11 protein-coding genes are annotated in these 13,332 nt (G+C 62.2%); 9 read left to right on the forward strand and 2 right to left on the reverse strand.

The genetic code is table 11. From position 1 onward, the window contains the following. Nucleotides 1-1,551 (reverse strand): ABC transporter substrate-binding protein, encoded by a 1,551-nt coding sequence (locus tag NOF55_RS02150; RefSeq protein WP_306409663.1) that lies wholly within the window; start codon nt 1,549-1,551, stop codon nt 1-3. Nucleotides 1,552-1,689: 138 nt separating this feature from the next. Between NOF55_RS02150 and NOF55_RS02155 the strand changes: the two genes are divergently transcribed. From NOF55_RS02155 to NOF55_RS02165, 3 genes are all read left to right on the forward strand, one after another. Further along, nucleotides 1,690-2,139, forward strand: a complete 450-nt coding sequence (locus NOF55_RS02155) for an Lrp/AsnC family transcriptional regulator (RefSeq protein WP_306409664.1) — start codon at nt 1,690-1,692, stop codon at nt 2,137-2,139. A 107-nt stretch (nt 2,140-2,246) separates the two neighbouring features. Beyond that, nucleotides 2,247-3,764 carry an NAD-dependent succinate-semialdehyde dehydrogenase gene (locus tag NOF55_RS02160; RefSeq protein WP_306409665.1) on the forward strand — a complete coding sequence of 506 codons (1,518 nt, stop codon included), beginning with the start codon at nt 2,247-2,249 and terminating at the stop codon, nt 3,762-3,764. Nucleotides 3,765-3,775: 11 nt separating this feature from the next. Then, a complete protein-coding gene (locus NOF55_RS02165; RefSeq protein ID WP_306409666.1) occupies nt 3,776-5,149 on the forward strand; it encodes an aspartate aminotransferase family protein in 1,374 nt (457 codons plus the stop codon). 31 nt (nt 5,150-5,180) lie between these two features. Here NOF55_RS02165 and NOF55_RS02170 read toward each other — a convergent pair whose 3' ends face one another. Beyond that, nucleotides 5,181-6,098, reverse strand: coding sequence for a GntR family transcriptional regulator (locus NOF55_RS02170; protein WP_306409667.1), 918 nt, complete (start codon nt 6,096-6,098; stop codon nt 5,181-5,183). Nucleotides 6,099-6,278: 180 nt separating this feature from the next. Here NOF55_RS02170 and NOF55_RS02175 point away from each other — a divergent pair, with 180 nt between their 5' ends. From NOF55_RS02175 to NOF55_RS02200, 6 genes are read left to right on the forward strand one after another with little or no spacing between them, the layout of a single operon-like run. After that, on the forward strand, nt 6,279-7,448 hold the full coding sequence (locus NOF55_RS02175; protein WP_306409668.1) for a C45 family autoproteolytic acyltransferase/hydrolase: 1,170 nt from the start codon (nt 6,279-6,281) through the stop codon (nt 7,446-7,448). Nucleotides 7,449-7,450: 2 nt separating this feature from the next. Continuing rightward, nucleotides 7,451-8,395: an ABC transporter permease gene (locus NOF55_RS02180; RefSeq protein WP_306409669.1), complete on the forward strand. Its 945-nt coding sequence runs from the start codon at nt 7,451-7,453 to the stop codon at nt 8,393-8,395. Next, nucleotides 8,392-9,210 carry an ABC transporter permease gene (locus NOF55_RS02185; RefSeq protein WP_306409670.1) on the forward strand — a complete coding sequence of 273 codons (819 nt, stop codon included), beginning with the start codon at nt 8,392-8,394 and terminating at the stop codon, nt 9,208-9,210. Before NOF55_RS02180 ends, NOF55_RS02185 begins: the two co-directional genes overlap by 4 nt. Next, nucleotides 9,207-10,868 (forward strand): ABC transporter ATP-binding protein, encoded by a 1,662-nt coding sequence (locus tag NOF55_RS02190; RefSeq protein ID WP_306409671.1) that lies wholly within the window; start codon nt 9,207-9,209, stop codon nt 10,866-10,868. Before NOF55_RS02185 ends, NOF55_RS02190 begins: the two co-directional genes overlap by 4 nt. A gap of 13 nt (nt 10,869-10,881) precedes the next feature. After that, nucleotides 10,882-11,739 (forward strand): alpha/beta hydrolase, encoded by an 858-nt coding sequence (locus tag NOF55_RS02195; RefSeq protein WP_306409672.1) that lies wholly within the window; start codon nt 10,882-10,884, stop codon nt 11,737-11,739. A gap of 30 nt (nt 11,740-11,769) precedes the next feature. Next, nucleotides 11,770-13,329: an ABC transporter substrate-binding protein gene (locus tag NOF55_RS02200; protein ID WP_306409673.1), complete on the forward strand. Its 1,560-nt coding sequence runs from the start codon at nt 11,770-11,772 to the stop codon at nt 13,327-13,329. Nucleotides 13,330-13,332: the final 3 nt, after the last annotated feature.

Here is a 13,332-nt window from a genome sequence, read left to right on the forward strand (position 1 = left end):
TCATTCGCTGCGTTCAACACCCCAGAAGCGCGAAAAGCCCTGCCATGTGCGATAACCTTTGATCCTCGGTCCCGAAACGCCGACATCGAGGCCGTTGGCGAGCATGACGAACGGAACCTGATCCAGGAACCGGGAATGCAGATCGTCGAAGATGGCCTGGCGCTTGACCGGATCGGTCTCTTGCAGCGACTGATCGACAAGCCTGTCGACGGCAGGATCGTCCCAGATGGCATTCACGCGCTTGTCCTTCGATCCGACGACCGTGCGGTAGGCCAGACCGGGATCCGGGCGGTTGGAGTAGGTGAACGCCATGACCTGATATTTGCCGCTATTGAAACGGTCGAGCTGGCTTGCCCATTCGAGAACCTCAATCTCGGCATTGATGCCGGCCGATTGCAACATGGCCTGCGCGATCACCGCCGTATCGTAATTGATCGACGAACGGCGATTGGTGAGGATATTGATCTTTTCACCCTTGTAACCGGCTTCGGCCAGCAGAGCCGCAACGGCGTCCGGATCATAGGCATAACCCTTGTCATGCGCCGCCGTATGGTAAAAGGAGCCAGACGCCACCAGCGAATTGTTGGGAGTTCCCAGCCCGGAGGTGACGGAATCCACGATCTGCGGCGTATCGAGCGCGGCAATGAACGCCCGGCGCAACGCGATGTTCGACATCAGCGGGTCCGCCGTCTGGAACAGCATGGTTATCAGGCCGCCATGCGGGGCGGCGACCAGGGTGAAATCCTTTTCCTCTTTCAGCTTGGCCGCTTCTCCCGGCGGCAGATAAGGCAGGATGTCCAGCGCTCCGCTGCGCAGTCCGGCAACCGCCGTCGCCGCATCGGGCACGACCACGAGCTTGACATCGTCCACCATCACAGCCTTGCGGCCGCCATACCCGTCGATTGCCTCGCCGGTAATGGAATAATCGGCAAATTTCGTCAGTTGCAGGCTTTCGCCGCGCCGCCATTCACCGAACATGAAAGGACCGGTGGCAACCGGCTTGTTCCAGCTTCCGTCCTCATTGTAGGAGGACTTGTGAACGATGCCGGTCGCGCCGCACTGGGCCTGCGCCATATAGTTCAGCAGCATCGCATCCGGCCGTTCCAGCCTGAGAACGACCGTCTGCACATCGGGAACCTCGATCGCCGTTATCTTCGCGTCGCGGCTGCCGTCGAAAAAGGTCTTGCAGTTGTATTCCGCAGTGCCGAGCATCTTTTCGAGGCTCCACTTCACATCGGCAGAGGTCATCGTCTCGCCATTGTGGAATTTCACATTGCTGCGGAGTTTGAACGTATAGACGGTCCCGTCGCCGGACACCGTCCAGCTTTCCGCCAGCATAGGCCGTATCTCGCCCTTCTCCCCGGCGGCCACGAGGCCTTCCACCACATTGAGCACGATGGAATCGGTAATGGCGTCACGATTGACGCCGGGTTGCGAGCTGCGAATATCCGCGGAAAGCTGCACGGTGAGGGTATTGGCGGCGGCCAGGCACGGGGTGCCGGCAAGCGCTGCGGCGAGCAGGATACGGCGCATGGATTTCATTGAGGTCATTGCGTTCACCCTTTTATGTTTTATAATTTATCAAAAAACATTTCATGGATGATAAATATAGTCAAGGACCTTTTTGACTGTATTATGATGCATAACAGAGCATGTACGAATGGCTACACCAAGCGCATGAAACCTCCGATGAAACTCGATTCGATAGACCTGCGAATTCTCGACGCGGTCCGCCGTGACGGACGCATCACCAAACAGGCGCTGGCGGAACAGGTCGGCCTGTCTGCCACGCCAAGCTGGGCGCGGCTGAAGCGAATGGAAGCCGAAGGCATCGTGACCGGTTATCATGCCCGCATCGTGCGGCAGCGCATCGCGCCCGTTACGCGCGTCATGGTGGAGATCACCCTTGCCAGCCACCGGCAAAATGATTTCGCACGCTTCGAACAGGCAATAGCCACCATTCCGGAAATAACCGGTTGCTGGTCCGTCGGTGGCGGCATCGATTATTTCCTGACCGTCGCGACGGCCGATATCGATAGCTACCAGCGCCTCATCGACCGTCTTCTCGGCATGGAAATCGGCATCAAGCAATATTTCACCTACATCGTCACCAAGACGATCAAGGAAGAGGCGGACTGAAACACGGCCCGAATTCAGCCTGTACGGGCTGCCGGGCAGGATTATTCGGCCCGAAATCACCCTGCATACCTGACATTCTATTCCCACGCATAAGATGGGGAAAAGCAATGTCAGTCGTTCCGAAGGCAGAAGGCGGCGTGCGGGTCAGGCGCCACGGCGCGCTCGTCAACCTCGCCGATCCAGGCCTTTTGAGAGAGCTTGCCTATATTGACGGCCGCTGGACGGCGGGTCCTAAGGATTTCCCTGTCACCGACCCGGATTGCGGTCTGCCGCTTGGCCATGTCGCCGCCATCGATGCAAGCGGCACGGCCAGCGCCATCGAAGCCGCTTCGTCGGCCCTTGCCGGCTGGCAATCGCTGCTGCCGCAGGAACGCGGCGCCATATTGCAGCGCTGGCATGCGTTGATGATCGGGAATCGCGAGGATCTCGCCCTGCTGATGGTTCTGGAGCAGGGAAAACCGATTGTGGAAGCGCGGGCAGAGATCGATTACGCCGCATCCTTCCTGGAATGGTTTGCGCAAGAAGGCTGCCGCCTGAATACCGAGGGCATTACCTCCCATCTGCCTGATGCCGAAATGATCGTGCGGCGCGAACCGCTCGGTGTCGCGGCCCTCGTCACGCCGTGGAACTTTCCCTCCGCAATGCTGACCAGAAAGGCCGCCGCCGCGCTTGCCGCCGGTTGCACCGTCGTTGCCCATCCGTCTTCCGAAACGCCCTTGTCCGCCCTGGCGCTGGCCGAGCTTGGCGAGCGCGCCGGGTTGCCGGCAGGCGTATTCAATATCGTCACGGGCGACGCAGAAGAAATCGTCGGCGTGCTGTGCGACGATCCGCGCGTGCGGGCCCTGAGCTTTACGGGCTCCAGCCCGGTCGGAGCCCGTATCGCCGCCCGTTGCGCCCCTTCCATGAAGAGGCTGGTCATGGAACTGGGTGGCCATGCGCCGCTGATCGTCTTCGAGGATGCCAATCTCGGCCGCGCCGTCGATATCGCGATGGATGCCAAGTTCGCAACATCCGGCCAGGATTGCCTCGCCGCCAACCGCATCTTCGTCCATCGCTCGCTGAAGGACGCCTTCCTTACGCTTTTCGCCGAAAGAATAGCCGGGCTACGCGTTGGCTCCGGTCTTGAGGCCGGCACGGAAATCGGCCCGCTGATCCATGAAAGGGCTGTTGCAAAAGTCGATGAGCAGGTGCGCGACGCGATCGCCCGCGGCGCAAGATGCCTGACCGGTGGCGGCCGGCATGCGGCAGGCCCGCTCTATTACACCCCGACATTGCTGGCGGACGTGCCCGACGATGCCCTGATCATGCGCGAGGAAACCTTCGGCCCCGTGGCGGCAGTCACCTCGTTCGACACCGAGGAAGAGGTCATACGCCGTGCCAACGCAACGGATTACGGTCTCGTCGCCTACGTGGTGACGGCCGACGGCGCGCGCCAGTGGCGCATGGGCCGCGCCCTCGATTTCGGAATGATCGCGATCAACCGGGTGAAGATGACCGGAAGCCCGGTTCCTTTCGGCGGCTGGAAACACTCCGGAACAGGGCGCGAAGGTTCGCGCCACGGCTTGGAGGCCTTCACCGAACTCAAATACCTCTGCATCGATACGGCCGCCCGGGCGGCGGAATGAAAGGAAACAGCATGACTGACAGACGCAACGACCTGACCGCCTGGGACAGGGATCACTTCTTCCATCCCTCGACGCATATGGGTGCCCATGCCCGTGGCGAACTGCCGGCAAGGACCATCGCCACAGGGGAGGGCGTCTACATAACCGACACACAGGGAAAACGCAGTCTCGATGCCTTTGCCGGGCTTTATTGCGTGAATGTCGGATACGGCCGCCGGCAGATTGCCGACGCGATAGCGGCACAGGCCAGCAATCTCGCCTATTATCACGCCTATGCCGGCCACGGCACGGAAGCTTCGGTGACGCTTGCGAAAATGATCATCGACCGTGCGCCGAAGAGCATGAGCCGCGTTTATTTCGGCCTGTCGGGTTCCGACGCCAACGAGACGAACATCAAGCTCATCTGGTACTACAACAATGTGCTCGGCCGCCCGGAGAAGAAAAAGATCATTTCGCGCTGGCGCGGCTATCACGGCTCCGGCATCATGACAGGCAGTCTGACAGGTCTCGAAGCATTCCAGAAAGCATTCGACCTGCCGCGCAGCCCGATCCTGCACACGCAGGCGCCCTATTATTTCCGCCGTGAAGACCGCAGCATGAGCGAGGAGCAGTTTTCGGCGGATTGCGCTGAAAAGCTTGAAGCCCTGATCCTTGCCGAAGGCCCGGATACCATCGCCGCCTTCATCGGCGAACCGGTCCTCGGCACCGGCGGCATCGTCCCGCCACCTTCAGGCTACTGGAGCGCCATTCAGGCCGTGCTCAGGAAGTACGACATTCTGCTGGTCGCCGACGAGGTCATTACCGGCTTCGGCCGCCTGGGCACGATGTTCGGCTCCGATCATTACGGCATGGAGCCGGACCTCATCACCATCGCCAAGGGACTGACCTCGGCTTACGCTCCCCTTTCCGGCAGCATCGTCAGCGAAAGCATGTGGCAAGTGCTCGTGCAGGGATCGGATGAGATGGGGCCAATAGGCCACGGCTGGACCTATTCCGCGCACCCGATCTGCGCGGCCGCCGGTGTCGCCAATCTCGAACTGATCGACGAGCTTGGCCTTGTCGGGAATGCCCGCACCACCGGCGCTTATTTCCGCAAGGCTCTGAAGGAGGCGCTTGGCGATCACGCCCATGTCGGCGATGTGCGCGGCGATGGCATGATCGCGGCCATCGAGCTTGTCGAGGACCGGGACGACCGGCGTTTCTTCGATGCCTCCCGCAAGGTCGGTCCTGCCATTGCAGCCGCCATGCTGGAGCGCGGAGTGATTGCCCGGGCCATGCCGCAGGGCGACATCATCGGCTTCGCGCCACCCCTTTGCCTGACCGAAGATGAAGCTGCGACGATCGTTTCCGTAACAGCCGACGCGGTCAAAGCGGTCCTCGGCTGACCACGCCCTTGGGCAACCGGGTCCCGCACGATCATTCTGAAGGTTCGTCGAACGAAACCGAACTCGCCCGGCTGAGATGGCGCCGAAGCAGGGCGGAGGCGAAATTGTAGTCGCCGGCCTCGATGGTGCGCAGGATCGTCAAGTGCTCCTGCGCGGATTCCCTCAGCCGCGGTTCGCTCAGATGGGAGAAATCGCTGAGTTCCGTCATGCGGCGCAGGCTGTTTTGCCTCTCCAGGCTTTGCGTCAGAAAACGATTGTTCGACCATGCGACAATCGATTCATGGAACCTGGCATTGATCGAGAACCATTCCGTCCGGCTGATCTCCTGGATCGGCCGCGTCAGCATGGCTTCCTGTTCACGGATGAGCGCCTGCAACTGATCCCGTTTCGGCGCATAGCCCGGCACGAGAAGCGCGTTGCACTCTATGATCAGGCGAAATTCGTAGCTCTCGTCCACGGCTTCCTTGCTGACCAGGCACTCCACGAACTGCCACCCATGCCCGGCGCGGCGGCTGACGAGGCCCTCCATCGACATGCGCATCAGCGTGCGCCGCACGGCGCCGCGCGTGGTGGAAAACTGCTCCAGCAATTCCGCTTCGGAGACTTCCTCTCCGATCCTGCCGGCGGCCCGTGCTTCCATGAACTGGTTATAGAGGGTTTCGGTTTCGGATTCGCCGATCACATCCTCCATCGAGACCTCGCGCGGGTCTCGCGCCAGCTGGAAGCCACGCGTCGCGGAATGTTCGATCAGCCCTTGGGACAGGAAAAGCTGCAAGGCCTGACGAACGGGCGTGCGGGAGACGCTGAGTTCCCTGGCGAGCGCCGTTTCGGAGATGCGTTCCTTCACGCCCCAGCGGCCCTGTTTGATCAGGGCGAAAACCTTTCTGGCCACATCGGCCTGGAGGTTGCTCAGCGCCGATGTCTGTTCGGGTGCTCCGGTCTCCGCCAAAGGGTGCCTCCATGCCGCGCCATTTTCCGGCGCATCCTGTTGTTTCTGCGCGAATATAGGGATGTCGTGACGTTGGTGCAATCGTTTCCCATGATTTCAAAATTCCAAAATTGAGGACAAAATAATAGACAACGGTTTTTTGTGAATATATAGAACCAAAAAGACATAAACGGAGCAGGCATGCAGATCGACCCCTTTCCGCTCGTGACACTGACAGGCGCGCCTCACGAACGAGGCCGGCAATACGGCGCGCTTCTATCGGGCAGGATCGCACTCAGTGCGCGGCTCTATGGCGGCGCCCTCGAAAAGCTCGGTTATCCGGAAGACCGCAGGATCGCCCTTATCCGCTCCTACGCGGACCGGATCGGTGAATTCGACGGGACCTATGTGGAGGAGATGCGCGGCATCGCCGACGGCTCCGGCGTCGCTTTCGAAGACATCGTAATGATCAACGCGCGGACCGAGATCGTCGCCGTCGCGCGGGCCGAGCTTGGCGCCGCCGAGGAGGAAGACCCGGATGACGGCTGCACCTGTGCGCTCGTCATGCCGGAGCGGAGCGAGAGCGGCACATTGCTGCATGCGCAGAACTGGGACTGGCGGGCCGAGTGCGCGGAAACCGGCGTAGTGCTGCGCGTCCGCCGCGGCGACGACGGTCCCGACTTCGTCACCTTCGTCGAGGCGGGCGGTCTGGCGCGCAGCGGCTTCAACGCCGTCGGCACGTCGATCACGGCCAACTATCTCGAATGCGAACGCGATTTCACCCAGCAGGGCGTGCCGCTCGGGGCAATCCGCCGCAAGGTGCTGGAAGGCGGCCATTTCGCCAAGGCGATCAAGACGGTGGCCACGACGCCGAAGTCCTGCTCGAACAACATCATGATCGCATCGGCGGCGGGTTTCGGCATCGATATGGAGTGCGCGCCGGACGAGGCGTTTCCGATCTATCCGGAAAACGGCCTGCTGGTGCATGCGAACCATTGGGTCAGTCCGGTGGCATTGTCTAAACTCCGCGACACGGGCATTCCCTATGTTCCGGAAAGCTATTATCGCGACTGGCGCGTGCGCCGCATTCTCGACGAGCGGGGTGTGAAGCTCGGGCGCGACGATCTGAAGGCCGCGCTCTTCGACGATTTTCTGACGCCCTATTCCGTCTGCCGTCCCCCGCGGGAAAGCGAGACGAACAGCATTTCCACGACGGTTGCGATGATCGTCATCGATGCCGCCAAGGGGTTCATGGAGATCGCGCCCTTGCCGGCTCTCAATCGGACGTTCCGCTCCTATGCGCTGGATGACTGGCGGCCGTTGCCGCAGGATGCGGCGCCCCGGGAGCCGTCCCGGCAGATCGGGGACTAGCGATGCTTCGTTTCGCGCTCGGCCGCCTTGTCATGGCAGTACCGACACTCGTGCTCGTCGCGGTCACCGTGTTCGTTCTCATCCGCCTCATTCCCGGCGACCCGGCCGCGCTGATGCTGGGCGACGCCTCGGATGCGCAAGGTCTCGCGGCCCTGCGGGAGCGGCTCGGGCTCGATAGAAGCATTCCCGAACAGTTCGTCATATGGGTGTCCCTGCTGCTTCAGGGCGACCTCGGAAAATCGATCGCGACCGGCCACGATGTGCTGTCGTCCATCGTCGATCGCTTTCTCGTCAGCGTGCGGATCGTCGTGCCGGCCGTCATTCTGGCAACGCTGGTCGCCGTGCCGCTCGGCATGTTTGCGGCATGGAAACAGAACAGCCTGCGGGACATAACGCTCGTCAGTTGCGCGACGCTTCTCCTGTCCATTCCCGCCTTCTGGATGGGAATGCTGATCCTGCTTCTCTTCGGGCTGAAACTGCGCTGGCTGCCGATCGTGGGCTATGTGGATTTCTCCGAAGATCCGAAACGCGCCCTTGTTTATCTCATACTGCCGGTGCTGACGCTTTTTCTGCACGAAATCGGCGTGATCCTGCGCATGGCCCGTGCCTCGACACTCGAAGTGCTCGGGCTGGATTACATTACCCATGCACGGGCGAAGGGCTTGCCGGAAAGCGCCGTCATGTGGAAACACGCGTTCCGCAACGCCTTCGGTCCGACATGGACGCTGCTCGGGCTGATCCTCGGCAATCTGCTGGCCGGCGTCGCGATCATCGAAACGGTTTTCACCATTCCCGGCTTGGGCCGGTTTCTGGTCGACGCCATTTTCGCGCGCGACTACCCGGTCATCCAGGGATGCCTGCTGTTCATCGCGTCCATCTACATTCTGGTCAATCTCGTGATCGACCTGCTTTATCCCTTCTTCGATCCCAGGATTACGGTGCAATGAAGCGGGTCGGGCTCAACCTTTATCTCGGGGGCGCGCTGGTCGGCATGCTGCTCGTCATGGCCTTTCTCGGCATGGTCTGGACGCCGCACGATCCTCTGGCGATGAATTTTTCCGCCCGGCTTTCCCCGCCCGGCCCCGGTCATTGGCTCGGAACGGACGAATTCGGGCGCGACCAGTTGAGCCGCCTGATGAAGGGCGCGGCGACGAGTGTCAGAATCAGCGTGCTGACCGTCATTCTCGCCATTGCCAGCGGCACGGTGCTCGGCGTGGTCAGCGGCTTCCTGCGCGGCTGGGTCGACCGCGTGATCATGGCGGTCAACGATGTGCTGCTCGCCTTTCCCGGGCTGCTGTTCGCGCTCGGCCTGCTTGCCGTGCTCGGGGCGAGCGAAAGCGGCATCATCCTGTCGCTCGGCCTCATCTACATGTCGTCCGTCGTGCGCGTGGTGCGCGGCACGGTTCTCGGCCTCAGGGCGCGGGAATTCGTGGAAGCCTCATCGGTGATGGGCAATTCCAGCCTGTTCACCATGCGCCGGCATATCCTGCCGAATTGCGTGGCGCCGCTGACGGTGCTTGCGACGTCGATCTGCGGCTGGACGATGCTGGCGGAAAGCTCCCTCAGCTTTCTCGGTCTGGGCGTCGCGCCGCCGGCGCCGACCTGGGGGAACATGCTCGCCGGCAGCCGTTCCTTTCTCGATCAGGCCGTCTGGCTGGTGGTGTTTCCCGGACTTTGCATCTCCCTGTCGCTTCTCGGCATCAATCTTCTCGGCGATGCCCTGCGCGACATGCTCGACCCCCGCATGAGGAAACGCGCATGACGGACGCACCGCTTCTGGAGATCGGGAACCTCTCGCTCGGGATACCGGACATAGACCTGACCATCGTGCGCAATGCCAGTCTCACCATCAAAGCGGCGGAGACCGTCGGTATCGTCGGCGAATCCGGCTCGGGCAAGACCATGCTCGGCCGGGCGGTGATCGGCCTTTCGCCGCCGCCGGTCCGGGTGACGGAAGGCGACATCCGCTTCCGTGGCGCCTCCTTCCGTTCGATGAGCGAGAAGGCGATGCGCGCCATTCGCGGGCCGGGCGTCTCGATGATCTTCCAGGAGCCGATGACGTCGCTCAATCCGTCGATGACCATCGGCAGGCAGATGGAGGAAGGGCTGGCGCTGCACGGAGGTATCGATGCCAACGAACGTCGCCGGCGCATTCTCGCCATGCTCGAGCGGGTCGGCATCGGTGACGGCGAGCGGCTGCTGCGCGCTTACCCTCACGAATTTTCCGGCGGGATGCGCCAGCGCATCATGATTGCCAGCGCCATGCTTCTGAAACCGGCGTTGCTGATCGCCGACGAGCCGACGACGGCGCTCGATGCCGTCACGCAACGCGACATCATGGATCTCCTTGCCGAACTGACCCGGGAATACCGCACGGCGGTCATGCTCATCAGTCACGACCTGCCGATGGTCGCGCGCTACGCCGACCGGATCGTCGTCATGCAGCACGGCGATATCGTGGAAACGGGCAGGAAGGATACCGTTCTTGCCGCGCCCGCGCACGACTATACCCGCAAACTTTTGTCCTCCCTGCCGGTGCGCGGCCCTTCGCGGCCGAAAGCGGAGGGCGACCCGCTGATATCCGTGGAAAAGCTCGGCGTGACGTTCATGAAACGGGGCGGATTGTTCGCCCGCAACGGCATCAAGCAGGCCGTGCGCGGGGTCAACCTCGATATCCGGGCCGGGGAGGTGGTGGCCGTGGTAGGTGGCTCCGGCTCCGGCAAGACGACACTCGCCCGGGCGATTGCCGGTCTGACGGCTTACCAGAGCGGCGCGATCCGCTTTCGCGGTCTCGATCTTTCGGACGCCAGGGGGCAGGCGAGGGCGCAATACCGCAGGCAATGCCATATGGTGTTTCAGGATCCGTTCTCGTCGCTCGACCCGCGCATGAAGGTCGGTGAGCTGATCGCCGAAAGCCTGTGCATCCTGCCTGAAATCCCGCAATCCGATCATGCCCGGCTGGTCAGCGAGGCGCTGGCCGATGTCTCGCTCGATCCCGGGCTTGCGGAGCGGTATCCGCACCAGCTTTCCGGCGGTCAGCGCCAGCGCGTGGCGATTGCCCGCGCGCTGGTGCGGCGCCCGTCTTTCGTGATCGCCGACGAAGCTGTTTCCGCGCTCGACGTCACCGTGCGCGCGCAGGTGCTCGCCCTGCTGGCCGACCTGCAACGGAAATACGGTTTCGCCTGCCTGTTCATCACCCACGACCTCGCGGTCGTGGAGCAGATCGCCGATCGCGTGATCGTGATGCAGAACGGCGAGATCGTCGAGGAAGGCACGCGCGATGAAATCCTCGATGAGCCTCGCCATCCTTACACGCTGAAATTGCTCAGCGCGATTCCCGTGCTCGAACCGACGAACACCGGCGGCCTGACGCTGAAATGGCGGCATACGCCCGTCTCCGACGCAACGCCGCTGAACTGAAAGGAGAAGCCGGATGGCCGACACACTCGCAAAACAACGGCAAGGGCACGGAATCAAGCTGAGCTTCTACGATTTCGGTGCGACACCCTTCTTCGCCAGCCAGATGGACCAGCGGTTCAGCTATTGCCTCTATGTGCCGCAGGATTACAGCGAGACGGAGGATAAACGGTACGATCTTGCCGTGATCGTTCACGGCACGGGGCGGACCGCGACGTGGTATCGTGATCGCTTCGCCGATTTCGCCGAGAAGAACGATTGCATCGTCCTGGCGCCGCTCTTTCCGGTCGGCATTATCGAACCGGGAGAACTGGCCAACTACAAGCGCATCGAATTCCACGGCATCCGTTACGATTTCGTGCTTCTGTCGATGGTCGACGAGGTTGCCGCAAAGTACCGTCTCCGCGACCGGGGGTTCCTGATGTACGGCTATTCCGGCGGCGGTCAGTTCTGCCAGCGCCTCTTCATGCTGCATCCGCAACGGCTGATGGCCGTTTCCATTGGCGCACCGGGCGTGGTGACGCTGCTGAACGCCGATTACGACTGGTGGGTCGGCGTTCGCGACATCGGGCAGAGGTTCGGCCGGGAGATCGACCTCGAAGCGATGCGAAGCGTCGCTGTGCAGACGCTGATCGGCAGCGAGGATACGCAGACCTGGGAAATCACCATTCCCCGCGACAGCAAGCTCTGGATGGACGGTGCCGAACTCCAGGGCGCCAATCGGCTCGACCGCATCGAGGCGCTTGCGCGGTCTTTCGAGGCCGCCGGCATCCGGGTGCGCCGGGATGTCGTGCCGGGGGTGGCTCATTCGCCTTTCGACATGGCCGATCCGGCCGAAGACTTCTTCAGCAGCGTCCTCAAAGAAAAAAACTGACGCGCAACCTCCAGCAACGGGAACAGGATCATGAGATTGAAAATACGATATTCGCTCGCTTCGGCTCTGGCAGGTGTGCTCGCCATGACGGCGCCTGCTTTGGCGGCGGACGCCGGCACGCTGCGGGTGGCGATCCATTCGGACATCGCCAGCCTCAACCCGGGCGTCAATCGCGACGCCAATTCCGACATGGTGCTTTTACACATCGCCGAGGGTCTCGTGGCGTTCGGCGACGATCTTTCCGTCAAGCCGATGCTGGCCGAAAGCTGGACCGTGAACGACGACAGCACGGTCTACGAGTTTCGCCTGCGGTCCGGCGTCACCTTTCATGACGGCAGGCCGCTGACCGCCGAAGACGTCGCCTGGAACTTCGAGCGTTATCTCGATCCGGCCACGGCGTTCCAGTGCGTCGGCCGCTACAACGGCCAGATCGGTCCGAAGCTGGCGAAGATCGAAGCCGTCGACGCCACGACGGTCCGCTTCACCTTCGATGCCTCCGCGCCGAATTTCCTCACGACGCTTGCGACTGTGCAATGCACGCCGTGGATCATCGCCAGGTCTTCGGTCGACGAGAAGGGAGCGTTCGTGAAACCGGTCGGAACCGGCCCCTATACGTTCGATTCCATGCAGAACGGACGCTATCTCGATCTCGTCCGCTACGCGGATTACACGGCCCTTCCGGGCGGCAAGGACGGTCTGGCGGGCAACAAGACCTCGTCCATCGAACGGCTCCGCTTCATGACGGTGCCGGACGCCAGCACCCGGTCCAACGGCTTGCAGGCAGGCGAGATCGATGTGATCGACGAAGTCGAGCCCACCCTGTTCGACAGCCTGAAGGCGAACGGGATCACCGTCGATATCCAGCCGACGCCGGCCTGGATGACGCTTCAGCTCCAGACGGGCGCGCCGGTGCTGGCCGATCCGCGCATGCGGCAGGCAATCGCCCATGCCATCGACCTCGGGCAGCTTTCGGAAGCGCTGGGCGGCGGTCTCTACAAGCCGAATCCATCGGTGCTTTCCGAAGGAACCTATTATTACGACAACGCCGCCGCCGCATGGCCCGCTTTCGACATCGAGGCATCGCGCAAGCTGGCGGGCGAGGCCGGATACAAGGGCGAGCCGATCGGCCTCCTGGTCGCCAACCGCCAGAATCGCGTGCAGGTGGCGACCATCGTCCAGGCGATGCTGCTTCAGGCGGGGATCAATGTGCGCCTCGATGTGCGGGACTGGGCGAGCCAGCTCGACCAGTACCGTTCCGGCAATTACGAACTGGCGATCTTTGCCTATTCCGCCCGCCTCGACCCGCTCCTCAGTTTCCAGTCGCTGATCGGCGACAAGAAGGCCGAGCCGACCCGCATGTGGGATGACGGGACCGCCTCGGCCCTGCTGGATAGGGTGGAGGCCCTGCGCGAGCCGGCCGATCGCAAGGCGGTGTTCTCCGAACTGAATGCCGAAATGGGCAAACAGGTGCCGATCCTCGGCCTCTACAACATTCCGAGCGTCACGGCGCTTGCGCCTTCGGTGAAGGACTATGCCGGCTGGCAGGGCGGCACCCACCGCTTCTGGGGCGTTTCCAAGATTGCGAACTGAAGA

The sequence above is a fragment of the Ectorhizobium quercum genome (assembly GCF_026552795.1).
Classification (GTDB): domain Bacteria; phylum Pseudomonadota; class Alphaproteobacteria; order Rhizobiales; family Rhizobiaceae; genus Ectorhizobium; species Ectorhizobium quercum.

Bases quoted from the DNA above. Each gene is read 5' to 3' on its own strand.
- NOF55_RS02150 (WP_306409663.1), bottom strand. From the start codon at position 1,551: ATGACCTCAATGAAATCCATGCGCCGTATCCTGCTCGCCGCAGCGCTT.
- NOF55_RS02155 (WP_306409664.1), top strand. From the start codon at position 1,690: ATGAAACTCGATTCGATAGACCTGCGAATTCTCGACGCGGTCCGCCGT.
- NOF55_RS02160 (WP_306409665.1), top strand. From the start codon at position 2,247: ATGTCAGTCGTTCCGAAGGCAGAAGGCGGCGTGCGGGTCAGGCGCCAC.
- NOF55_RS02165 (WP_306409666.1), top strand. From the start codon at position 3,776: ATGACTGACAGACGCAACGACCTGACCGCCTGGGACAGGGATCACTTC.
- NOF55_RS02175 (WP_306409668.1), top strand. From the start codon at position 6,279: ATGCAGATCGACCCCTTTCCGCTCGTGACACTGACAGGCGCGCCTCAC.
- NOF55_RS02180 (WP_306409669.1), top strand. From the start codon at position 7,451: ATGCTTCGTTTCGCGCTCGGCCGCCTTGTCATGGCAGTACCGACACTC.
- NOF55_RS02185 (WP_306409670.1), top strand. From the start codon at position 8,392: ATGAAGCGGGTCGGGCTCAACCTTTATCTCGGGGGCGCGCTGGTCGGC.
- NOF55_RS02190 (WP_306409671.1), top strand. From the start codon at position 9,207: ATGACGGACGCACCGCTTCTGGAGATCGGGAACCTCTCGCTCGGGATA.
- NOF55_RS02195 (WP_306409672.1), top strand. From the start codon at position 10,882: ATGGCCGACACACTCGCAAAACAACGGCAAGGGCACGGAATCAAGCTG.
- NOF55_RS02200 (WP_306409673.1), top strand. From the start codon at position 11,770: ATGAGATTGAAAATACGATATTCGCTCGCTTCGGCTCTGGCAGGTGTG.